The sequence below is a fragment of the Arsenicicoccus cauae genome (genome assembly GCF_043162025.1).
In the GTDB taxonomy this organism is placed as follows: Bacteria; Actinomycetota; Actinomycetes; order Actinomycetales; family Dermatophilaceae; genus Arsenicicoccus; species Arsenicicoccus cauae.
In genome coordinates this window covers 592,281-613,186 of the sequence record NZ_CP171001.1, presented here as the reverse complement: position 1 = coordinate 613,186, position 20,906 = coordinate 592,281, and the positions used below count along the sequence as shown (strand labels likewise).

General features: G+C 68.1%; 20 protein-coding genes and 1 pseudogene. 11 read left to right on the top strand and 10 right to left on the bottom strand.

Annotated features, from left to right (window positions below; genetic code table 11):
- Positions 1 to 110 precede the first annotated feature (110 nt).
- The 5 genes and pseudogenes from ACF3NS_RS02845 to ACF3NS_RS02825 all read right to left on the bottom strand — a co-directional run.
- Positions 111 to 710, bottom strand: a pseudogene (locus ACF3NS_RS02845) (ATP-binding protein); the annotation flags it as partial.
- On the bottom strand, positions 707 to 1,957 hold the full coding sequence (gene istA, locus ACF3NS_RS02840) for an IS21 family transposase (protein ID WP_392467699.1): 1,251 nt from the start codon (positions 1,955 to 1,957) through the stop codon (positions 707 to 709). The gene istA and the pseudogene ACF3NS_RS02845, both read right to left, overlap by 4 nt.
- A 132-nt stretch (positions 1,958 to 2,089) precedes the next feature.
- Positions 2,090 to 2,371: a transposase gene (locus ACF3NS_RS02835; protein ID WP_129627187.1), complete on the bottom strand. Its 282-nt coding sequence runs from the start codon at positions 2,369 to 2,371 to the stop codon at positions 2,090 to 2,092.
- A gap of 132 nt (positions 2,372 to 2,503) precedes the next feature.
- Complete coding sequence (locus ACF3NS_RS02830) at positions 2,504 to 3,622, bottom strand: sensor histidine kinase (protein WP_392467697.1); 1,119 nt, start codon at positions 3,620 to 3,622, stop codon at positions 2,504 to 2,506.
- Entirely contained in the window at positions 3,622 to 4,344 is a 723-nt protein-coding gene (locus tag ACF3NS_RS02825) for a response regulator transcription factor (protein ID WP_239702825.1), read from the bottom strand. Before ACF3NS_RS02825 ends, ACF3NS_RS02830 begins: the two co-directional genes overlap by 1 nt.
- A gap of 163 nt (positions 4,345 to 4,507) precedes the next feature.
- On the opposite strand from ACF3NS_RS02825, the gene ACF3NS_RS02820 reads away from it, so the two are divergent.
- The 10 genes from ACF3NS_RS02820 to ACF3NS_RS02775 all read left to right on the top strand — a co-directional run bounded on the left by ACF3NS_RS02820 (position 4,508) and on the right by ACF3NS_RS02775 (position 14,223).
- Positions 4,508 to 4,747, top strand: a complete 240-nt coding sequence (locus ACF3NS_RS02820) for an SHOCT domain-containing protein (RefSeq protein WP_115921511.1) — start codon at positions 4,508 to 4,510, stop codon at positions 4,745 to 4,747.
- Complete coding sequence (locus ACF3NS_RS02815) at positions 4,737 to 6,275, top strand: multicopper oxidase family protein (RefSeq protein WP_392467695.1); 1,539 nt, start codon at positions 4,737 to 4,739, stop codon at positions 6,273 to 6,275. The genes ACF3NS_RS02820 and ACF3NS_RS02815 overlap by 11 nt, the downstream gene beginning before the upstream one ends.
- Entirely contained in the window at positions 6,275 to 7,186 is a 912-nt protein-coding gene (locus ACF3NS_RS02810; protein ID WP_392467694.1) for a F510_1955 family glycosylhydrolase, read from the top strand. The genes ACF3NS_RS02815 and ACF3NS_RS02810 overlap by 1 nt, the downstream gene beginning before the upstream one ends.
- 121 nt (positions 7,187 to 7,307) lie before the next feature.
- A complete protein-coding gene (locus ACF3NS_RS02805) occupies positions 7,308 to 7,586 on the top strand; it encodes a hypothetical protein (protein ID WP_392467692.1) in 279 nt (92 codons plus the stop codon).
- Between the two features lie 93 nt (positions 7,587 to 7,679).
- Complete coding sequence (locus ACF3NS_RS02800; protein ID WP_115921514.1) at positions 7,680 to 7,781, top strand: heavy-metal-associated domain-containing protein; 102 nt, start codon at positions 7,680 to 7,682, stop codon at positions 7,779 to 7,781.
- 171 nt (positions 7,782 to 7,952) lie between these two features.
- Positions 7,953 to 10,310: a heavy metal translocating P-type ATPase gene (locus ACF3NS_RS02795; RefSeq protein ID WP_392467689.1), complete on the top strand. Its 2,358-nt coding sequence runs from the start codon at positions 7,953 to 7,955 to the stop codon at positions 10,308 to 10,310.
- A gap of 1,031 nt (positions 10,311 to 11,341) precedes the next feature.
- Positions 11,342 to 11,698, top strand: a complete 357-nt coding sequence (locus ACF3NS_RS02790) for a hypothetical protein (protein WP_392467687.1) — start codon at positions 11,342 to 11,344, stop codon at positions 11,696 to 11,698.
- A 189-nt stretch (positions 11,699 to 11,887) separates the two neighbouring features.
- A complete protein-coding gene (locus ACF3NS_RS02785) occupies positions 11,888 to 12,238 on the top strand; it encodes a M20/M25/M40 family metallo-hydrolase (RefSeq protein WP_392467685.1) in 351 nt (116 codons plus the stop codon).
- Positions 12,239 to 12,345: 107 nt separating this feature from the next.
- Positions 12,346 to 13,425 (top strand): alpha/beta fold hydrolase, encoded by a 1,080-nt coding sequence (locus tag ACF3NS_RS02780; protein ID WP_392467683.1) that lies wholly within the window; start codon positions 12,346 to 12,348, stop codon positions 13,423 to 13,425.
- 372 nt (positions 13,426 to 13,797) lie between these two features.
- Positions 13,798 to 14,223, top strand: coding sequence for a PPOX class F420-dependent oxidoreductase (locus ACF3NS_RS02775; RefSeq protein ID WP_392467681.1), 426 nt, complete (start codon positions 13,798 to 13,800; stop codon positions 14,221 to 14,223).
- 51 nt (positions 14,224 to 14,274) lie between these two features.
- On the opposite strand, the gene ACF3NS_RS02770 is transcribed toward ACF3NS_RS02775, so the two are convergent.
- The 4 genes from ACF3NS_RS02770 to ACF3NS_RS02755 form a co-directional block, all read right to left on the bottom strand.
- Positions 14,275 to 14,601, bottom strand: coding sequence for a hypothetical protein (locus ACF3NS_RS02770; protein ID WP_392467679.1), 327 nt, complete (start codon positions 14,599 to 14,601; stop codon positions 14,275 to 14,277).
- Between the two features lie 148 nt (positions 14,602 to 14,749).
- Positions 14,750 to 16,060, bottom strand: coding sequence for an amidohydrolase family protein (locus tag ACF3NS_RS02765; RefSeq protein WP_392467677.1), 1,311 nt, complete (start codon positions 16,058 to 16,060; stop codon positions 14,750 to 14,752).
- Positions 16,061 to 16,132: 72 nt separating this feature from the next.
- Entirely contained in the window at positions 16,133 to 16,894 is a 762-nt protein-coding gene (locus ACF3NS_RS02760; protein WP_392467674.1) for an alpha/beta fold hydrolase, read from the bottom strand.
- A gap of 39 nt (positions 16,895 to 16,933) precedes the next feature.
- Positions 16,934 to 17,815, bottom strand: a complete 882-nt coding sequence (locus ACF3NS_RS02755; RefSeq protein ID WP_392467672.1) for a fumarylacetoacetate hydrolase family protein — start codon at positions 17,813 to 17,815, stop codon at positions 16,934 to 16,936.
- A 158-nt stretch (positions 17,816 to 17,973) separates the two neighbouring features.
- On the opposite strand from ACF3NS_RS02755, the gene ACF3NS_RS02750 reads away from it, so the two are divergent.
- Positions 17,974 to 18,630: a FadR/GntR family transcriptional regulator gene (locus tag ACF3NS_RS02750; protein ID WP_392467670.1), complete on the top strand. Its 657-nt coding sequence runs from the start codon at positions 17,974 to 17,976 to the stop codon at positions 18,628 to 18,630.
- A gap of 282 nt (positions 18,631 to 18,912) precedes the next feature.
- Here the strand turns inward: ACF3NS_RS02750 and ACF3NS_RS02745 are convergent, their stop codons facing one another.
- Positions 18,913 to 20,853, bottom strand: a complete 1,941-nt coding sequence (locus ACF3NS_RS02745) for a glycosyl hydrolase family 28-related protein (protein WP_392467669.1) — start codon at positions 20,851 to 20,853, stop codon at positions 18,913 to 18,915.
- Positions 20,854 to 20,906 lie beyond the last annotated feature (53 nt).

Below are 20,906 nucleotides of genomic sequence, written 5' to 3'. Positions count from 1 at the left end.
CAACGCCGACCACGATCCGAACTTGAGCATGGGCTTCGATCTTGCTCGGGAGGTACGTCTCCTCTACGTCACCTCGCCGAGAGCCATCCACAGGTTCTGATCATTGCTCAGGGCAGGTAGCCGACCTCGTCGACGATGACCAGGCGGTACCGCTTGATCTTCTTGAGTTCGGCGTAGAGTTGCCCTGCCTGATGGGCGGTCTGGAGTCGGCTGATCCAGGCGCTGGCGGTGTCGAACAGGACGCTGTGGCCGTTTTGCGCGGCCTTGATCCCCAGGCCGATCGCGAGGTGGGTCTTGCCGATGCCGGGCGGCCCGAGCAGGACCACGTTCTCGGCCTTCGACACGTAGGTGGAGGTGGCGAGGTGGGCGAGCAGGTCGCGGCGTAGGGACGGGAGGTGGTCGTAGTTGAAGTCCTCGAGGGTCTTCATGGCTGGGAAGTGGGCGGTGCGGATCCGCATCATGGTGCCGGCGGCTTCCCGGTCGGCGGCTTGGCGTTCGAGGACGGCGGCGAGGTATTGCTCGTGGGACCAGCCCAGGTCGCGGGCCTGGTCGGCGATCTCGGACCAGGTCTTGGCGATGGTGGGCATCTTGAGCACGCGGGTGAGGAAGGCGAGCTGGGAGGCGATCCGTTCCCCGTCCTGACTGGTAGACGCTGTGAAGCCCGTGGTGGTGGTGGGCTGGGTGTTCGGGGCGGTGGTCTTGCTGGTCATGAGGCTCCTTGGTGGGTGTGGAAGTCGACGCCGAACAGGGCGTCGTAGTCGGGCAGGGCGCGGATCGCGACGACGTGTCCGTCGTCGTGGGCGCGGGTGGTCGGGGTGTGGCGGGCGCGCTGGTTGTAGGCGTGGCGCAGGTCGTGGGCGATGCGCTGGTGGGCGGGGTCGGTGATCGTCTGGCCCGTCGCCCAGCAGCGGGTGTGGAGCCCGACCAGGGCGTCGTCACACAGGATCCGGACCTGGTCGCCGGTGGTGGTCGCGGTCACGAACCGGCCGATCGCGCGCGGGTCCGCGGAGTAGTCGTTGCCGTCGACACGGATGTAGTAGTCGCGGGCGAGGCGGACTCGGTGGTGCAGACCCACGACGGGCGGCAAGGGTGGCAGGTCGAGCATCGCGGCCCGATCCGTGGTCCAGCGCTCGGTGGGGCTGGCCCCGAGGGCGCGGATACGGCGCTGGTTGGCGTGGGTGGCCAGCCAGTCGGTGATCTGGGTGTTGAAGTCGGCGGGGCTGGTGAAGACCCGGCCGGGCAGGAAGGACGTTTCGAGGTAGCCGTTGCGGCGTTCGACCAGGCCCTTGAACTCCGGGTCGCGGGGCGGGGCGAGGTGGAGGCGGACACCCAGCGTGCCGGTGAACGCGGCGGCCTCGGCCGAGGGTTTGCCGGTGCCGCCGATCGCGGCTTCCCGATCCCACACCAGCGTTCGCGGGACGCGCCCCCAGGTGGTGAGGATGTGCCACATGCCGGCCAGGATGTCGCCGGCCTTGCGGGAACAGATCATCACCGCGCTGGTGTGGCGGGAGTAGCCGCAGGTCATGGTCAGCACCGGCAGGATCCGTTCGGTGCCGTGGCCGACGGGGATGGGTGTGGCGGGGAACCACAGGTCGCACTGGGCGAGTTCGCCGGGCTGGTAGGTGATCCGGTCGGTGGGGTCTGGTGGCTGGAAGTACGGGCGCAGGATGCGGATGCGGTCCTTGAGGATGGTCATGGAGTGGCCCCAGCCGATGCGTTCGGCGATCACGGTCGCGGGCATCGTCGGGTACTGCGCGAGGAGTTGGCGGATCTGTGTCTCGAACGGGTCGACCAGCGACCCGGACGGTGGGCGGTGGTACTGGGGTGGCCGGTCGGACTTGAGCGCGGCGGCGACGGTGTTGCGGGAGATGCCCAGATGGCGGGCGATGGCGGCCTTCGAGAGGCCCTCAGCACGGTGCAGCCGACGGATCTCGGCCCAGTCCTCCACAGTGATCACCCCTGACAGGTTCCTCCGGGCTGCTCAGTTTTCGCCCGTCGTTTCCTGCATAGGTTTCACCCGTCGTCGACACCCGGCACGTCACCGCCACAGGCAAGCCCTGAGCGGCGAGTTCGTGGACGAACCGGAACCCTATTTTGGGAGCACGTTCTCCCGCGCGAAGTACGCCGAGGCCCGCTTGAGGATCTCGATCTCCATCGCCTGGACTCGAGTCTCCCGGCGCAGCCGGACCAGCTCGGCCCGCTCGTCCTTGGTCAGGCCGTGGCCGGCGTCGATATCGGCTTGGTCCATCCACCGCCTCAGGCATGACTCACTGATCGAGAGGTCCTTGGCGATCTGGGCGATTGGCTTCTCCCTCAAACGCGCTAACTCCACGGCGCGCTGCCGGAACTCCGGCGACTTCGGTGCAGGCATCTCCTGTACTCCTTCCCGAGAGGATCATCCCCTCAAGATCGGTGCCCGGAAACCTCAGGACAGGTCATTGCCGAGTCAGGCCGTGCGGCTGCGGAGGGGAGGCGATCCCCGGAGTCGAGTCTTGAATATTGGCTAACGCCCGGGGAGTGGGAGAGTGAGTATGAGGCGTGTGCCTTCTCCCTGGCCGTCACTGTTGGCGGAGATGCTTCCATGGTGGGCGTCGATGAGAGCTTTGCTGATGGTCAGCCCGATGCCTGAACCTGTGCGGTCGCGGGTGCGGGCAGCGTCACCTCGATAGAACCGTTCGAAGGCGTGCTCGAGTTGTTCGGGGGTCATTCCGTCGCCGTCGTCGATCACGGAGATTGCCGCTTCTTCACCTTGGCGGTTGGCCGCCAGGATGACGGTTCCTCCTGGGGGGGTGTGGCGGAGTGCATTGGTGAGGAGATTGGTCAGGACCTGTCCGATGCGGTTTCGATCGACGTGGACATCGAGCCCTGTGGCGGTTGGTGGCTCGACGACGAGGTTGACCCCCTTGGCGGCAAAGGCGTCACGCATGCCCTCGTGGGCCGCCCAGAGAAGATCCCTGACGTGGTGTGGGCGGAGGTCGAGCGCGAGTCGGCCCTCCTCGGCTGTGGAGACCTCGTCGATGTCGTCGGCGAGGCGCGCCAGCCTGCGGGTTTGCTCCTCCAGCGCCGCGCGAGATTCTGGCCCGAGGGCGGCGATGCCGTCGTGGAGCCCTTCGTGGTAAGCGCTCAGGGTCGCGATCGGTGTGCGGAGTTCATGGGCGAGGTCTGACAGCATCCGTCGACGGGTGTCCTCGATTCCTTCGAGCCTGCTGGCCATCGTGTTGAACGCGGTTGCGAGGGTCTCCAGTTCGGTGCCTGAGGCGCTGGTCGGCACGCGCGTGGAGTAGTGCCCACGGGTGAGTTCCATTGCAGCAGTGGTCACCTGTTCGAGAGGGCGGCGGAGCCGTCGGGTGAGGAACCATGTCACCGCGCCGGCAGCGAGCAGCGAGATCAGAAGACCGACCCCGACGGAGATCAAGGACGCATCGCGGTAGGCCGTCTCGATATGGACGAGCTCAGGCGAGTTCTGTTGGTGGCCGGACTCGACGAGGTGCTGGTGGAAGATGGGTGGGCCGATCATGGCGGCGACCAGGCCGACAGTGAGGGCACCGGCGACCAGCACGATGGCCTGTCCAGCCAGGAGGCGGGTCGCCAGCCCAGCGCTGTTGGTGCGCGCTGGCGCCATCACCCTTGTCCCATCCGATAGCCCACGCCTCGGACCGTGGTGATGTATCTGCCAGTTTCGGGGTCGTCGCCGAGTTTGCGGCGCAGGTGAGCAACGTGAACATCGACGAGGTGCTCGTCGCCAACCCAGTCCGGTCCCCAGATGTCGTCAATGAGCTGGCGCCGGGAGAACGCCATCGACGGACGGCGCGCCAGAGCCATGAGCAGGTCCCGTTCGGTGGGGGTGAGGGCCACCTCGACGTCGCCCAGGTGCACACGCTGGCCGTCGGGGTCGACACGTAGTGCACCGAACACCCTGGTCGGTTCACTACGGGCGGTCCCGGAGGCGGTGGTGGATCCGGTGCGGGGTCGTCGCAGTACCGCTTGGACTCGTGCGACCAGTTCGCGGACGCTGAACGGTTTGGTGATGTAGTCGTCCGCGCCGACGGACAACCCGATGAGGGTGTCGATCTCGTCCTTTCGGGCGGTGACGACGATGACGTAGCAGTCGGTGAAGGTGCGGAGCTGACGGCACACTTCGATGCCGTCCAGCCCGGGGAGGCCCAAGTCCAGGATCACGACATCGGGTGCTAGATCACGCGCGGCTTGGACGCCGTCTGGGCCGGTGTGGACCACACTGGAGTCGTAGCCAGCGCGGGAGACGTAGGCGGCGATCATTCCGGCCAGCGTTGTTTCGTCCTCGATGATCAGGACTCGAGCGCCCGGTGGTGGTGTCGTGCTCACCCTGACAGTGTCCCTGCCCGCCGCCCACGCCACGACCTCTCTGACGGTGCCGGGGTAGATCTTCGTCAAACCTCAACCTCGCCGCGGTCCGGTCTTAAGGGTCGAGTTGCACTGTGGATCGTGACGGTGCAGCGCGCCACGACGACGGGAAGGGAGGGCGCTCATGATGTGGGGCAACGGGACCGGGATGGGCTGGTGGATGTGGCTCGTGATGGGCGGCGGCGCCCTCGCCTTCTGGGTCGTCATTGTGCTGGTGATCCGGGCCTTGCTCCCGGCCGCGCGCGTCAGGCAGGAATCGGCCCGACCGGATCCGCTCACTCTCCTCAAGGAGAGCCTGGCCCGCGGCGAGGTGAGCCTGGAGGAGTACGAACAACGCCGCCGCCTCATCGTCGATGGCCACTGACAGCGACCACCCAATGAAAGGCATCATGACTTCGCCCCTGCTCTCCCGCCGCAACGTCCTCCTCGGCGGGCTCGGCCTGGCCTCGACCGCAACGTTGGCCGCCTGCACCTCCAGTTCGTCAGGGACGGGGGTTATGCCGTCGCGCACCTTCGGCCCCCCGACGCCAGTCTCCCCCTCACCGGGACAGAAGGTGCTCGAGAAGACGTTGACCGCCCGACCGGTCAGCCTTGACCTGGGCGGGCGGACGGTGGCGACGTGGGCCTACGACGGTGCGCTTCCCGGCCCGTTGGTGCGAGCGACCGCAGGTGACTTCCTGCGCCTCACGCTCGACAACCAGCTCCCCGCAGACACCACGATCCACTGGCACGGCATCCGACTGCCAAACGCCGCCGACGGCGTCCCCGGCCTCACCCAGGATCCGGTCAAGACCGGCGGCAAGTTCGTGTACGAGTTCACCGCCCCGGATCCGGGAACCTACTTCTTCCACCCCCACGTCGGGGTCCAACTCGACCGCGGCCTGTACGCCCCAATGATCATCGACGACCCCACCGACCCCGGCCGCTACGACGCCGAATGGGTTGTGGTTCTGGACGACTGGATCGATGGCACCGGCACCACCCCCGACGAGGTGTTCAAGAAGCTGATCGCCGACGGTGGCCCCGCCAACGGAGGCGGCATGGGCGGAATGGGTGGCATGGACCACGGCTCGATGAGTCGGATGTCGATGGGGACCGGACCCTGGGGTGACGCCGGCGACGTCACCTATCCGCTGTTCTTGATCAACGGCAAACCCCCGACCGACCCGGACGTGCTGGCCGCCAAGCCGGGCCAGAAGGTGCGGCTGCGGGTCATCAACGCGGCTTCCGACACCATCTTCACCGTGGCCCTTGGTGGGCACCGGCTCACCATCACCCACAGTGACGGGCACGCGGTCGAGCCCACCGAGGTGGGCGCCTTCTACATCGGGATGGGCGAGCGGTACGACGCCATCGTCACCCTCGCTGACGGCGCCTTCCCCCTTGTGGCCCGACCGTTCGGCAAGACCAGCGGCGGCCAGGCCATGGCCGTGGTCCGTACCGGCGCCGGCGCTGCTCCTCCGGTTGCCGCTGACCCCAGCGAGTTGGCTGGCCAGGTCCTCATCGGCTCACAGTTGCGCCCGACCGAAGCAGCCAAGCTGCCGGGCAAGGAGCCGGACGCCACCGTCGACCTGGCCCTGCAAGGCTCGATGAAGCCCTACCAGTGGGGCATGAACGGCGCCAAGTACGGCGAGAACGAGCCACTGACCGTCAGGGCTGGGCAACGGCTGCGGATCAACGCCACCAACATGACGATGATGACCCACCCGCTGCACCTGCACGGGCACACTTTCGCCCTGCCGTCGGGGCTGCGCAAGGACACCGTGCTGATGGCGCCCATGCAGTCCTTCGCGATCGATCTGGACGCCGACAACGCCGGCGACTGGATGATCCACTGCCACAACATCTACCACGCAGAAGCGGGCATGATGATCGCCCTGGAGTACCGCTGATGATCACCACCACCCGACGCAGCGTCCTCGTCGCAGGGGGCGTACTCGTGACCACGACGATTCTGGCCGCGTGTGGCGCCACGACCACACCCACCGGCAATACGACGTCCATCGCGACCCCCACCGTGGCCGGAGGAGGGTCAACCTCCACCGCATCAGCAGCCAACCAACCGCCGGTCGCGATCACCCACATCCACGCTGTCGCCCGCGACCCCAAGACCGGTGACCTACTCCTGGCCACCCACGAGGGACTCTTCCGCCACGCCAACGGCGAACTCCTCCAGAACGGACCGGTCATCGACCTGATGGGTTTCACCGTCGCCCCGGACGGCACTTATTACGCCTCCGGGCACCCCGGCGCAGGCGTCGACCTGCCCCAGCCGGTCGGGCTCATCACCTCCACCGACTCCGGTCGCACGTGGCGCGTCGCCTCACGAGGCGGCGAGTCCGACTTTCACGCCCTCACCTCAGGCCCAACCAGCGTGGTCGGCTTCGATGGCACTCTTCGCAGTACCACCGACGGCGAGACCTGGACCACCCGCACCATCGCGGCTGCCCCCCGCACCCTGGCCGCGTCACCGAAAACCGGAGCACTACTGGCCACCACCGAAACCGGGCTCCTCCACAGCACCGACGACGGCCGCTCCTGGACGACCCTGACCCCACCCGCGACGGCCCTGCTCGCTGCGTGGGCCGATGAGCAAACCATCGTGATCGCCACCACGAACGGCCAAATCGCGACCAGCAACGACACCGGAGCGACCTGGACCCTGCAACCCAAGCGCCTCGGAGCTCCACAGGCCCTGTTCGCCCAACGCGGCACCGACGGCCAGATCGAAACCATCCTCGTTGCCGACGGCGCAGTACTGCGCACCGTCGACGGGGGCGCCACCGTCGAGAAACTCTTGTGAAGCCCGCATAGACCTAGACCAAATCTTCACCGAACCACGACCCGAGGGCCACATCATCCTCGCAGGCTGAAGACACCCGGGGACAGCCCCGAGCACCGCAACCGAGACCAAGGGAGCAGCCATGCAACACCAGAACACCCCGAACCCGAACGACGCACCCTTCACCCCACCCGCAGACCCGAGCCGAGCCGAGTCATCCCCCACCGAGCCCGCTCGCCACCGCGGCCACCACTGGCTGATGTGGCTCATGTGCGTGCCCATGCTGCTGCTCGTGGGCACCTTGATCACGACCGGCCGGCTCGGCGCCGGCGGCCTGCTCTACGCAATGGGCTGCCTGCTCATGATGGGCGTGATGATGGCCTGGATGAACCACGGCACCAACCACGAGCACAAGCCGTGAGAACCTCAACCGCCCCACGACCCAAACATCAGGGAATACCCCTAGGGGGTATGCTTGTTGGGAGGGTGTCACCTACAGAAGAGGCCAGACCTGATGAACTCCACCCAGACGTATGCCGTCACTGGAATGACCTGTGGCCACTGCGAGAGCAGCGTCCGCGACAAGGTCTCCGCACTGCCAGGCGTGCAAGCCTGACCGTCAGCGCCGCCACCGGCGAACTGATCATCACTACTAGTGGTCACGTCTCCGACGACGCTGTCGTCAGCGCCGTCGTCGAGGCGGCTACACCGCCCGCCGCAACTGACCCACGCCTAGCCGTGGCGACCACAACGGGCGGCACGAGTTCTGCCGGAGGAGAACCTGGACATGCAGCACGACCATGAGCACCACCAGAGCGTCACCAAGACCAGCCATTCCGTGACCGACCCTGTGTGCCGGATGCAGGTCGATCCCAACACGGCGCTGACCCTCGATCACGAGGGCACGCCATACCACTTCTGCTCTGAGCGTTGCCGCGACCGCTTCCAGGGCGACCCGGCCAGCTTCCTCACGCCCCCACAAGACTCCGACGACGCGGCCTCGCGCAACCAAGACGTGAACGAAGACGTTGCCGAGTGGACGTGCCCGATGCACCCCGAGATCCGCCGTCCCGGTCCTGGGTCGTGCCCGATCTGCGGGATGGCTCTCGAGCCGGTCACCGTCACCGCCGACACCGGTCCCAGCCCGGAACTTGCCGACATGACCCGCCGCTTCTGGGTCGCCACCGCCTTGACCATCCCGATCGTGATCCTCGAGATGGGCCGCCACTTCGTCCCCTTCCTGCATGACCTGATCTCCGCGCGTGCCTCCGTCTGGCTCCAACTCATCCTGGCAACGCCGGTGGTGCTGTGGGCCGGGTGGCCCTTCTTCGTGCGCGGCTGGGCCTCGGTCCGCACCCGCAACCTGAACATGTTCACCCTCATCGCGATGGGCACTGGAATCGCGTGGCTGTTCAGCGTCATCGCGACCGTCGCGCCCGGGATCTTCCCCGCCTCCTTCCGCGGCGACGCGGGCACCGTCGATGTCTACTTCGAGGCCGCTGCCGTCATCACCACCCTGGTCCTGCTCGGGCAAGTCCTCGAGCTGCGTGCCCGCGAACAGACCTCCGGAGCCATCAAGGCCCTGCTGGATCTGACACCGAAGACCGCCCGCCGCATCACGGACAGTGGCGACGAGGAAGAGATCTCTCTGGACACGGTCCAACTCGGGGACCGGCTGCGGGTCCGCCCCGGCGAGGCCGTGCCTGTCGACGGGACAGTCGAGGAAGGCCGCTCAGCAGTCGACGAGTCCCTGGTCACCGGGGAATCCATGCCCGTGACCAAGACAAGCGGAGACACCGTCATCGGCGGCACCATCAACGGCAGCGGCGCCCTGATCATGCGCGCCGAGAAGGTCGGCCGCGACACCATGCTCGCCCGGATCGTCGCCATGGTCGCCGACGCGCAACGCTCCCGCGCCCCCATCCAGCGCATGGCCGACAAAGTCGCTGGCATCTTCGTGCCGGCCGTCATCGTCATCGCCGTCGTCGCGTTCATCGTGTGGGCGCTGGTCGGACCCGACCCCAAACTCGCGCACGCGCTCATCGTCGCCGTCGCGGTCCTGATCATCGCCTGCCCCTGCGCGCTCGGGCTGGCCACTCCCATGTCGATCATGGTCGGCGTCGGACGCGGCGCGGGACTGGGTGTGCTCATCAAGAACGCCGAAGCCCTCGAGCGTATGGAGAAGGTCGACACACTCGTGGTCGACAAGACTGGAACGCTCACCGAGGGCCGGCCCACCGTCACCAACATCGTCACCACCAGCGAACACTCCCAGGACGACCTGTTGCGCCTCGCCGCCGGCGTCGAGCGTGCCTCCGAGCATCCGCTCGCCCTGGCCATCGTCGAAGCCGCCACCGCCCGGAGCCTGCCCATCCCCGACGTCACAGACTTCGACTCACCAGTCGGCCGCGGCGTCATAGGCACCGTCGAAGGACAGGTCCTGGTCCTCGGCAGCTCCGACTTCCTCGACTCCCACCACATCGACACCACCGGCCTCAAGGACCGTGCCGATGAGCTGCGCGGCGACGGAGCCACCGTCATCTACATGGGAGCCGATGGCCGGCTCGTAGGCCTCTTCGCGATCGCAGACCCCATCAAGGCCACCACGCCCGCCGCGCTAAAGACACTGCGGGAGGAAGGCATCCGGATCGTCATGCTCACCGGCGACAACCGCGTCACCGCCCACGCTGTGGCCAAGACGCTCGGCATCGACCAGGTCGAAGCTGAAGTCCTGCCCGACCACAAGAGCGACATCGTCACCAAGCTCCGGAGCGAAGGCCGCGTGGTCGCGATGGCTGGCGACGGCGTCAACGATGCCCCCGCACTGGCTGCCGCTGACGTGGGCATCGCGATGGGATCGGGCACCGACGTCGCCATGGAGAGCGCTGGAGTCACCCTCCTCAAGGGCGACCTCACCGGTATCGTCCGTGCACGCGAACTCTCCGAGAATACCATGCGCAACATCCGACAGAACCTGTTCTTCGCGTTCGTCTACAACGCCCTCGGCATCCCCATCGCCGCCGGCGTCCTCTACCCCGTCTTCGGGCTCCTGCTCTCACCCATCATCGCCGCAGCCGCCATGGCCCTCTCCAGCGTCAGCGTCATCGCCAACGCCCTACGCCTCCGCGCACAAACCATCGACTGACCCTCAGCAAACTCGAGGACTGGCGCGTCAGTCCAGAAGCACCGTTACCGGACTGTCACCCCGACGACTGTTCGCGGGTCGTTCACGACGGCGAGCTGGCTGCGAGGAACGCGCTCTTCTGGCCTCATATAGGAGGTGACCTCTCCAGATCACTCGCGGGCGATCTTGCACGACCCCACCGAGCGGGCCGATCTCGGCAATGTACGCCGCACGACATCGTGCAGTCTTGGCTGCATCTCGACACCTGTGTCGAGATGCCGCCTACTTTGATCAAATGGGTCGATAGTTTAACTACACGCCTACGCGGCGTGTCTGCTTGGCGGCCTTGCAGAGGTGGTCGATAATCCGGCCCCGCTAGCGGCCAGGGATGATGGGGGTACGGTGACTATCGCTCAATCCGCGTCGAACACTTCGCAGTGCGAACGACTAACGGACTGTTTGCGTCTGGACGACCGGTTCTGCCGTACGAGAACCTTGACCTTCGAGCGATTGTGCGGTCAGAAGCCACGGGCGCGTGGTCCACGGCCCCCTCCACACCGCAGATTCGGGCCGCGCGCGCATCGCTCGTGGAACTTGAGATGAAATCAGAGGGGCGCGATACCTGAGAGGGGGGGTCTGGCGTTGGCTGTAACCCGGCATCGCCTCCTTCGTCCTGCTGGGCCACCCCGTCCCGGAGGCACAGCCGCGAAGCGGATGATGCGTTGATGGAGACACGAGTGATCACGGTCGACGTTGGCTCCGTTCTGACCAACTTTGCATGGGCGGGACTTGACCTCCCAGGCCGTCGGCCCGTGGGCGGGGGAGGCACCAGCCCTGAAGAGGCTGCCGTCTCAGTACTCGCTGCGCTCACCAGGGGCGTCCGGGTGGCGCTCGGGTTCGAGGCCCCTCTGGTTCTCCCGGTTAGCCCTGTCGATGAAATCGACGGCTGGAGGACCTTGGGAAAGGCGCGGCAGGGCGAGACCGTCGATGGTCGCTCGCGGCCTTGGTCGGCCGGGGCAGGTAGTGGCGCGTTGGCCACGGGGCTGGTGTAGATGGCCTGGGTTCTGGAGCGCGTGGGCTCCGAACTGCCGGGTATGGCCTGCACGACCCGGCCCGAGGTGTGGTTGTCCGGTGAGTCGGGCCTGCTCGTGTGGGAGGCGTTCGTGTCGGGGACGGGAAAGCCCGTTCCTGCGGGGACTACGCAGCATGCCGCGGACGCGGCGGCTGCCGCGGACACCTTCGCGGACCGCTTGGAGGCGGGAACACTGGGCGAGTCGGATGTCATGTGCGCCCCGATGTCCTCGTTGAATCTTGCCGCCGCCGCGGCGGCGTACGCGAACATGACGATCGCTGTTGACGAGTTGCGACTGCCGGTGCCGGTCTACCGTACGAGACCGGCCCAGCTTTGACGCAAGCTGGCGGGACCGGCACGGATGAGCCAACCCAGATAGTGCACGATCTCGCCCCGGGCGCCGATTCGTGCAAGGTACCCCGCACGCGATGGTGCACTCTTCGCTGCATCTCGACACCGAGGGTCGCCACGGCGTGGCGCTCGACGAGGACCCGCAGTCCGCCCGCGACGCGCGTTCGAGCGGTGCGTGGCCGAGGCAGCAGTCGGCGACCCGTGGCTACGGGAGCATCCTCCCGTCGTCACCTGGCCCGGCGGGGCGTTCGCGTCCGGGCGGCTGCCGGCGGGCCATCCGCGGGCCGACGAGGTGGCGGACGCCGCCGAGGCCGTCGGGGCGGTGCGACCCGTGGCGGGCGGCGCGCCCTACGGCTCGGATCTGCGCCTCTACGCCGCGGCCGGGCTGCCGACGCTCCAGTACGGCCCTTGCGACGTCCGGCTCGCGCACTCGCCGCGGGAGTCGGTCGACCTCGGCGAGCTCGTCAAGGTCACGCGTGCGCTCTGCGGTCTCGCCGTCCGCCGGCTCACCACCCCCGCCCCCTGACCCCCTGGGCCGCGCTGAGACCGTCCGGATCCCGGGCGGGGTTCCGCGGGGGGCGCGCACCGCTTACCATCAGGCCGGTCAGCAGCGTCGCGACGAGAGGACCCACCATGCCCCTGGAGAACCCGTTCTACACGCCCGAGATGCAGGGGCCGTACGAGCTGCGGTCGATCGGCCGCTTCGAGCTCGAGGAGGGCGGCGTCATCCCCGACCTCCAGCTGGCCGTCGCGACCTTCGGCGAGCTCAACGAGGCGAGGGACAACGCGATCCTCGTGCCGACGTGGTTCTCCGGGACGCACGCGACGTGGTGGCAGGTGTACATCGGCGAGGGTCGCGCGCTCGACCCGACGAAGTGGTTCATCGCCGTCGTCAACCAGATCGGCAGCGGCCTCTCGACCTCGCCCCACACGACCGATGACCCGTCCATCGCCATGTCGCGCTTCCCGCAGGTCCGCATCGGCGACGACGTCCGTGCACAGGAGCAGCTGATGCGCGAGCACTACGGTGTCGAGCGGTTCGCGCTCGTCGTCGGCGGCTCGATGGGCGCCCAGCAGACGTGGGAGTGGGCCGTCCGCTACCCCGACAAGGTGCTGCGGGCCGCGCCGATCGCCGGGACGGCGCAGAACACGCCGCACGACACGCTCTTCACGAAGACGCTCATGGACGCCATCACCTCCGACCCCGGCTGGGCCGGCGGCGAGTACGCCTCGCACGAGGATGTGCGCGACGGCCTGAACCGGCACGCCGACATCTGGGCGACGATGGGGCTGACGACGGACTTCTGGAAGACGGAGTTCTGGAGGGGTATCCCGCCGATCGCCGAGGGCTTGGAGTTCTCGACCTACGAGGAGTTCCAGCAGAACTTCGTGCGGGCCCTCTTCACGATGATGGACCCGAACGCGCTGCTGACGATGGCCTGGAAGTGGCAGCGCGGCGACGTCGCCCGCAACGCCGGCGGCGACCTCGCGGCCGCCCTCGCGCGCGTCACTGCCAAGGTCTTCGTCATGCCGATCGAGCAGGACATGTTCTTCCCGCCGCGCGACTGCGAGCCCGAGGCCGCGATGACGCCGAGCGCCGAGGTGCGGATGCTGCACAGCATCGCCGGCCACTACGGGCTCTTCGGCTTCGAGCAGTCCTACCTCGACGAGCTGGACGCGCACCTGCGCGAGCTCCTCGACACCCCCGTCTGACCCCGCCTCATCGCGACCGTGGGTGAGATCGCCGAGGACCACCGGCTTTCACCTACGGTCGAGGGAGGGGCAGGGGTCGTCGGCCCTCCCGCCGAGGCGAGCCAGAGCAGCCCGGGGGCGCACTGGAACGGTTGTAGGCCAGGCGCGGGTCCGTCGAACCCTGCTTGCGCCCGTAGGCGCCGACGCTCGCACCCAGCCCGGCGTCGAGCCAGGCCCCCGAGCCAGGCACGAGGTGGTAGGCGGCGTGAGGGACGGCGAAGACCAGCACGGAGCCGAGCCCCAGCGCGGCCAGGTCGCGGCTGCGGCGTCATACCGCCGCTGACAGGATCGGGACCGGGGGCGGGAGGCGGCAGAGCGCCATACGCTGCAGGCATGAGCGACGAGTCCCTCCACCGCATCCTGGAGCTCCCGGACCGCACCGGGGTCCTGACCACGATCAAGCGCGACGGCCGGCCGCAGATGTCGGTCGTGAGGCATCACTACGACCCGGCCACGCGCACGCTGTCCGTCTCGGTCACCGACGACCGCGCCAAGACCCGCAACCTGCGGCGGGACCCGCGAGCCAGCTACCTCGTGGCCGGCGACAGCCAGTGGGAGTATGTCGTCGCCGAGGGCACCGCCCGGGTGGGCGAGGTGGCGAGCGATCCGCACGATGCGGCGGCGGACGAGCTGGTCGAGCTCTACCGCCAGCTGAGCGGCGAGCACCCGGACTGGGAGGAGTACCGCGCGGCGATGATCGAGCAGCGACGCCTCGTGCTGCGCATCGTGGTGGACCGCGTCTACGGCATGGCGCCGTGACGCGCGGGCGCCTCGCGGGACGTGGTGTCGGGGCCCGCGCTCAGGCGTCGCTCACTGCTTGCACTGCGGTGCTGCAGTGGTCGTGGGCATGGGTGACGCGCGCCGCTTCGTCGTGACCGCGCTGATGTGGGGGCGCAGGGCCTGCGCGATCGCCAGCTCGTCAGGATCCCCGTCCTGGCTCTGCTCGTGAGCCAGGGCCACGCGAAGGATCGCCCCGGTCAGCAGGGCATCACCCGGGTCTAGCCCGCTGAGGCGGATTCGCGTCTTGAACGGGGCATCGATGGCCACGACCCCGTGGTTGGGGCAACCACCGAGGCACTGGACGAACCGGGCGCGGAGCGGCCTTCCGTCCACCTCCTCGGGCCCGTTCTGGGCCATCAGGGCAGCCTGCATGCGGGGGCCGAAGGAGCCTCGGTTGGGCCGGTCGTAGCGGGGACAGGTCCCGCAGATAAGGATCGTCATGATGGTGGGTGCGGTGCGAAGGTGGGGCGGGCCAGCCGTACGTCACGGCCGCCCGCCCCACCCGTCACGGTCGCTGCAGGACCGTCTCGGCCGCTTCGTCGTGGAGGATGTCGGCGGCGTCGCTTGGTGCGGGTGGACGGAATGCTTCGTCCTCAGGTTCCTTGTGGAAGCGGCCGTCCTTCATGACGAAGTGCATCTTGGAGGGGTCCTGGAGAATGGTGATGTCCTCGAGGGGGTCACCATCCACGACGATCAGGTCGGCGAGGTAGCCCGGTTGCACCTTGCCCAGCTCATCGGGCTGCAGCATGATCTCGCCGCCCCATGCCGTCGCCGAGATGATCGCCTCCATCGGCGTGAAGTCGAGCAGCTCGACGAAGTGCTGCAGGTCCCTGGCATAGGTGCCGTGCGGGGTCCAGGCGAACCCGTAGTCTCCACCAGGCAGGATCTTGACGCCCCGGCGGTGCATCTCCTTCAGTCCCGAGATGGCCGCATCCAGCTCTCGCTTGTAACCGACCGCCTCGGCTGCCTCCTGGGGGAAGCCGAAGGCCTCCGCCTCGTAGAGGGTCGCAACGAGCCAGTTCAGTCCCGGCGCCACGAACACCCAGTCGCGGTTGGCCTCGAGCAGGTCGAGGCCCTCGGCGTCCGTGTAGCTGGCGTGATAGATGATGTCGACCTTGTGCCGCAGGCACATCTTGACGCTATCTGCGGAACGTGCGTGGGCGCATACCTGGCGCCCTCGACGGTGCGCCTCGGTGACGGCCGCGGCGACCTCCTCGTCGGAGAAGTAGGTGTCCTCGGCGTGCTTGGACCCCGTGATCTCCTCCCCGGTCATCGAGAGCTTGATCTGGTCCACGCCGATGTCGACCAGCTCGCGCACAACTCGGCGCATGCCTTCGGGGCCATCGGCGAACTTGGTGATGCCCTTGACCAGAGCACCTCCGGTGACGGCGATCTCAGGTCCGTTGGCGAGATATCTCGGGCCGGGGAATCGACCGGCAGCGATGGCGTCGCGGCAGACGACGTCCAGACGGTCCTTGGCGGACGCCGCGCCCAAGCACATGGTGTAGCCCGAGTCGAGATAGGTCCGCGCAGACTCGAGGGCGAACAGGAGGTGCTCCTCCACCGGGAGCGTTCCGAGACCGTCCAGGTCTGCACTGTTGTTCCACGTGAAGTGCGTGTGGGCGTCGCACAGCCCGGACATCAGCGTTCGGCCGCGTCCGTTGACGGTGCGTGCGCCCTCAGGGGTCGCGTCGACGTGCCCGACCTGACGGATCCGTCCGTCCGTCACCAGGACGTCGCCCCGGTATGGCTGTGCACCAGTGGAATCGATGATGTTGACGTCCCGGAAGTGGACGGCGTTGCTGGTCGTACTCATGACTGCTCCTCGTTGAGCGTGCAGGTCGGGATGGTGTAGGGCAAGACGTGTGGGGAGATCTCTCCACTTGATTCAGAGATGAGCGACGAGCTGCTCGGTGACCTCGGTAGCTGCCTCCAGGGCCGTCCAGTGACCCACGCCCGGGAGGATGACCACCGAGGCGTTCTCGCGAGCCTCGGCGAGGCGCTGGCTGGCCGTCGGCGGTCCCACCTTGTCCTCGTCACCGGTGATGAGGAGCAGGGGGAGGTCAGCAGGCAGGGCGCCAGGCTCGGTCGCATTGGCGAGCGCCTCACAGTTGCGGGCATAGCCCTCAGGGTCTTGGCGCATGATCAGCTCGCGTACGAAGGCGGCTACCTCGGGCTTTGACTCGCGCGTCTGCGCGGACAGGGCGTTGGCCACGACGCCCGGCGCGACGGCCGCCGTGCCCTGGTCGCGCAGCAATGCTGCGCGATCCCGCTGTGCCTGTCGAGCGGCCTCGGCAGGCACGTCGACGGCGCCGAGGAGGACCACGCTGCGGACGAGGTCTGGGTGACGGGACGCGAAGGATCGCACGACCAGGGTGCCCATGGAGTGGCCGACCACGTCAGCCGGCCCGCAGTCGAGCTCCCCGAGCACGGCTGCAAGGTCGTCGGCGTGGGATTCGATGCTGATGTCGGCCGCGAGCTCTGACCGACCGGCGCCGGCGCTGTCGACACGGATGACCGTGTGGTTGTCCTGCAGCGCGTCGGCCTGCACCTGGTAGAAGTTCGAGGTGCCACCCAGACCATGGACCATGAGAACGGCCGGTCCGCTGCCGCTGATCTCGACAGCCAGTTCGTGTCCGTTGATGTTCATTGTGTTTCAGCTCCTTCGGGTTGGGGCATGTCTGAGGGCTCAGGCCACGCTGTTGCGCTGGGAGCCAAGCCCGGTGATGGAGACCTCGACGACGTCGCCGCTGGTCATGAACTTCGGTGGCTCGAAACCGATCCCGACCCCGGCCGGCGTGCCGGTCGCGATGATGTCTCCCGGTTGGAGGGTGATGCCGGCCGAGATCGTCTCGATGAGGGTGGGGATGTCGAAGATGAGGTCAGCCACGGTGGCGGACTGCCGCATCTCACCATTGACGAAGCTCTCCACGCGGAGGGTGGTCGGGTCCGGGATCTCGTCTGCGGTCACCGCCAGCGGGCCCATGGGGCAGTGGGTGTCAAGGGACTTCCCGATCAACCACTGCTTGTGCTTGCGCTGCAGGTCGCGGGCGGTGAAGTCGTCGATGATCGTGTAACCCCACACGTGCTCCGCTGCTTGCTCCCGCGAGATGCCGCGTCCGCCCACGCCGATGATGACGCCCAGCTCGGCCTCGTAGTCCAGCTCTGAGGTGACCCCGGGGTGGGGGTTGATGTCGTCGTAGGGTCCGGTGACCGAGCTGGGAGCCTTGGAGAACACCACCGGAAATTCGGGGATGGCCTCGGAACGGTCGGGGGAGTCGTAGCCAGATCGTCCGAACTCGACCACGTGCTCCCGGTAGTTCTTGCCGACGCAGAAGATGTTTCGCCGGGGCACCGGGATGGGTGCGAGCACCCGGACCGACGAGACGGCTGTCGAGGGCAGGTCTGCCGGTTGGGCGAGCTGCGGGGCCAGCGTCGACCAGCGCTCGATGAGGTCGACGAGATCGGCTCCCCCCGGCAGCGTGTCGGTGAGGTCATGGACGACGGCGGTGTCGCCCTCCCCCGTGACCAGACCGACTCGACGGACCGAGTCCCCGTGGGTGAAGGTCATGAACTTCATGCTGCTCCAATCGAGACCATTACGACCAATATAGACCATCTCTAGAGTAGGCGGCTCGTCCTCTGCCGTCTACCCCTGGATTCACGCGGGTATCGTCACGACCGCGCTGGCCTATTGGTCTGAATTGGTTCATCGGGTTAGACTTGGGCATGCTCAGCCCGGATCGCGCGTTGCGTGCCCTCGTCGAGGACGGGATCTCCCGTGGTGAGCTGGCGCCTGGTTCCAAGTTGCCGACGGAGCGTGAGCTCGTTGCGACGCTGCAGCTGCCGCGAAGCGCTGTCCGCCGTGCGCTGTCCTGCCTCGAGCAGGAGGGGATGGTGGTGCGCGAGGTGGGCCGGGGGACCTTCTTGCGGGAGGGCTACGTGGCGGAGGGGGTGGCCAGGGACGCCAGTCCGGCGGACATCATGCAGGCGCGCATGGTCCTCGAGCCCTCCGTCGCCGTCCTCGCGGCGCATGCGGCGACCCAGGCGGACCTGGCCCGCATCGCCAGCTTCGCCGATCAAGGAGGCAGGTCGGCGGACTTCGACAGCTTCGAGACGTGGGACAGCAAGTTTCATCGGGCGATCGGCGAGGCGACGCACAACGGTCTGGTCCTGGCCATGTTCGACGTCATCAACGCTGGTCGCGCGCTCCCCGTGTGGGGAAGCCTCAAACGGCGCACCTCCACACCGGAGCGTCGACGCTGCTATCACCAGCAGCACGTCAGCATCCTCGAGGCCCTCAACGACCGTGACCCTGCTGGGGCCGAGCGCGCGATGCGCGCTCACCTGAAGTCCGTCACGGACAACCTGATCGGCAACGCCTGACCGCGGTCGCGCGGTGATGCGTTCAGGGGGCGGGCGTCATACGGCCAGTTGATCGGCACCCCGCGAGGTCCGCAACCCGATCCCCGCCGGACACAGTCTCTCGGCCGATCGTCAGGAGCCTGGACCGATCCCGTCAACGCTCCTGACGCTACGAAAATCGACGGCCCGACGCCACGCTCACACACCGCTCCCACCCCTCACGCCTCGCGACCACGGACGCCGTGCGACAGCACGTCGGCGCCCCGACCCCCGAGAGGAGGGCCGGGGCGCCGCACGGAGCGGTCAGCGCGTCGCGACGGGGTGGCTGACGACCGTCGAGGGCCCGGGGTTCGTGGCGTCGACCGGGGCGCCGACGCCGTTGACGACGGAGTCGATGCCGCCGTCGCCGTCGAGCCACCTCGTGAGCAGGTGGTTGAGGCGCACGCCCGGCCTGGTAGGCGAGACGAAGGCCGTGCTCAGGTGGATGCCCTGGTGCTGGTTGAAGAAGCTGTAGCTGCCCATGCCCCAGCCCTCGAAGGACCGCACGTCGGACGTGACCTGGAACGCGGGGTAACCCTTGAAGGTGGGGGTCATCATCCACGCGGACTGGGAGGGCACGTCGTACGGCTTCTCGTTCTGGAAGAAGTAGACCCGACCACGATCGCCGTTCCAGACCACCTCCGTGCGCAGGAAGTGCTCGACGAACAGGCCGTATGCCGTGACGTCGTCCCCGTTGACGATGACGCCGTGATCAGCCGGGTTGGTGGTCCAGCCGACGCCCTCGCCGTGGTCGGCGCGCCACGCCCAGATGTTGTCGAGGATGACGTTGGAGGCGTCGACCGTCACCGCTGTCGTCGTCGACCCGGCCGCCGCGCCACCGACGCGCAGGAAGACGTCGGACACCAGGGTGGGGGTGCTCCCCGCGCCGGCCGACCGACGCTTGGAGCCCGCGTTGCCGTGCGCGTCGCCGACCTGGAGGATCGTCTTGGAGCGCTTCGCGCCCGCGTCGAGCATGACCCCGCTGATCGTCACCCCAGGCACGGACGACGTCGCGATCACGGGCTGCCCCGTCCGCTGCGAGAGGGCGGGCAGCCCCAGGCCGACCACGACCGTCTCGGGCTGCGTGACCCTGATCGTCTGCTGCAGCGAGTAGGTGCCCGGGGTGAGGAGCAGGTGCTTCCCCTCGCGCAGCGCCTTGTTGATCGCGGGCACGCGGGACGACGGCGAGGCGATGACGAACTGGTCCAGCGGGATCACGCGGCCCGAGGTCGTGGACGGGCCGGTGCTGTCCGTGCGGACGCCCGGCACGAGGACGCCGCGGGTGCCGTCCGGCTGCGTCACGAGCCGCGGCGTCTCCCGGACGACGGGGGTGCGGTCGATCGTCGTGTAGGGGCCGGGGTCGGTGCCCGGGAAGGTCGTCGCGGGCGCCCCGGGCGAGCCGACGAACATCTGGTTCCACACGCCGTTGCTCCAGCCGGGCAGGGTCGTGTTGCGGACGAGGAACTGCTGCTGCGAGCCGTTGACGACCGGCGGCCCGGTCAGGGTCGAGTTCGCGATGAAGCCGCCGCTCGCGTACTGGGGGCCGGCGGTGCAGTAGTCCATGAGCGTGGTGCGGCCGTTGATGACGACGTCGCGCATCGGCGCGGCCTGCGAGACCGCCCAGAACTGGGTGTCCTTGCGGCAGCCCTCGCCGCCGGCGACGTTGATCGTGAGGTTGGACAGGGAGCGCCAGAAGTTGTTGAGCGCGATGCAGCCGTTGGCGTCGCACTGGTTGTAGACGTTGATCGACCCGTGGACGACGACGTCCGCCGGCGTCCGCCCCAGCCCGGCGACCTGCGTCCCGTAGCCGACCTGGACGACGAGCGGGTTCGCGGCGGAGCCGTAGGTGCCGGGCTCGAAGACGATGGCGTACCGCTGCGGCCCGAAGTGGTTGGGGACCTGTCGCTGCGCCACCGTGTCGAACACGCTCCGGATCTGCTCGACGCTCATCGTCGGCTTCATCACGAGCACGTTCGGCCCGAGCTGCGGGTCGGCGTAGGCGCGCAGGTCGACGGCCGCAGCGGCCAGCGCGGCCGGGGCCGCGGCAGACAGCTGAGCGGGGGCGGGGACGGTGGAGCGGTGGGCGGGGTGCGCGGCATACGTGATCGCACCCGCAGGCGCGGTCACCGCCCCCGAGAGGGCGATGGTCACGGCGGCTGCGCCGATCGCTCGACGGGCTCGGGGACGGGTGGTGGGGGTTCGCATCATGACTCCTTCGTGATGAGGCGGGGGGGGGGGACGTGCGTGCGCCCATTCCC

Coding starts and splice junctions, on each gene's coding strand:
- ACF3NS_RS02835 (WP_129627187.1), bottom strand. CDS start 2,371: ATGCCTGCACCGAAGTCGCCGGAGTTCCGGCAGCGCGCCGTGGAGTTA.
- ACF3NS_RS02830 (WP_392467697.1), bottom strand. CDS start 3,622: ATGGCGCCAGCGCGCACCAACAGCGCTGGGCTGGCGACCCGCCTCCTG.
- ACF3NS_RS02820 (WP_115921511.1), top strand. CDS start 4,508: ATGATGTGGGGCAACGGGACCGGGATGGGCTGGTGGATGTGGCTCGTG.
- ACF3NS_RS02815 (WP_392467695.1), top strand. CDS start 4,737: ATGGCCACTGACAGCGACCACCCAATGAAAGGCATCATGACTTCGCCC.
- ACF3NS_RS02810 (WP_392467694.1), top strand. CDS start 6,275: ATGATCACCACCACCCGACGCAGCGTCCTCGTCGCAGGGGGCGTACTC.
- ACF3NS_RS02805 (WP_392467692.1), top strand. CDS start 7,308: ATGCAACACCAGAACACCCCGAACCCGAACGACGCACCCTTCACCCCA.
- ACF3NS_RS02800 (WP_115921514.1), top strand. CDS start 7,680: ATGAACTCCACCCAGACGTATGCCGTCACTGGAATGACCTGTGGCCAC.
- ACF3NS_RS02795 (WP_392467689.1), top strand. CDS start 7,953: ATGCAGCACGACCATGAGCACCACCAGAGCGTCACCAAGACCAGCCAT.
- ACF3NS_RS02790 (WP_392467687.1), top strand. CDS start 11,342: ATGGCCTGGGTTCTGGAGCGCGTGGGCTCCGAACTGCCGGGTATGGCC.
- ACF3NS_RS02780 (WP_392467683.1), top strand. CDS start 12,346: ATGCCCCTGGAGAACCCGTTCTACACGCCCGAGATGCAGGGGCCGTAC.
- ACF3NS_RS02775 (WP_392467681.1), top strand. CDS start 13,798: ATGAGCGACGAGTCCCTCCACCGCATCCTGGAGCTCCCGGACCGCACC.
- ACF3NS_RS02770 (WP_392467679.1), bottom strand. CDS start 14,601: ATGGCCCAGAACGGGCCCGAGGAGGTGGACGGAAGGCCGCTCCGCGCC.
- ACF3NS_RS02765 (WP_392467677.1), bottom strand. CDS start 16,060: ATGAGTACGACCAGCAACGCCGTCCACTTCCGGGACGTCAACATCATC.
- ACF3NS_RS02760 (WP_392467674.1), bottom strand. CDS start 16,894: ATGAACATCAACGGACACGAACTGGCTGTCGAGATCAGCGGCAGCGGA.
- ACF3NS_RS02755 (WP_392467672.1), bottom strand. CDS start 17,815: ATGACCTTCACCCACGGGGACTCGGTCCGTCGAGTCGGTCTGGTCACG.
- ACF3NS_RS02750 (WP_392467670.1), top strand. CDS start 17,974: ATGCTCAGCCCGGATCGCGCGTTGCGTGCCCTCGTCGAGGACGGGATC.
- ACF3NS_RS02745 (WP_392467669.1), bottom strand. CDS start 20,853: ATGCGAACCCCCACCACCCGTCCCCGAGCCCGTCGAGCGATCGGCGCA.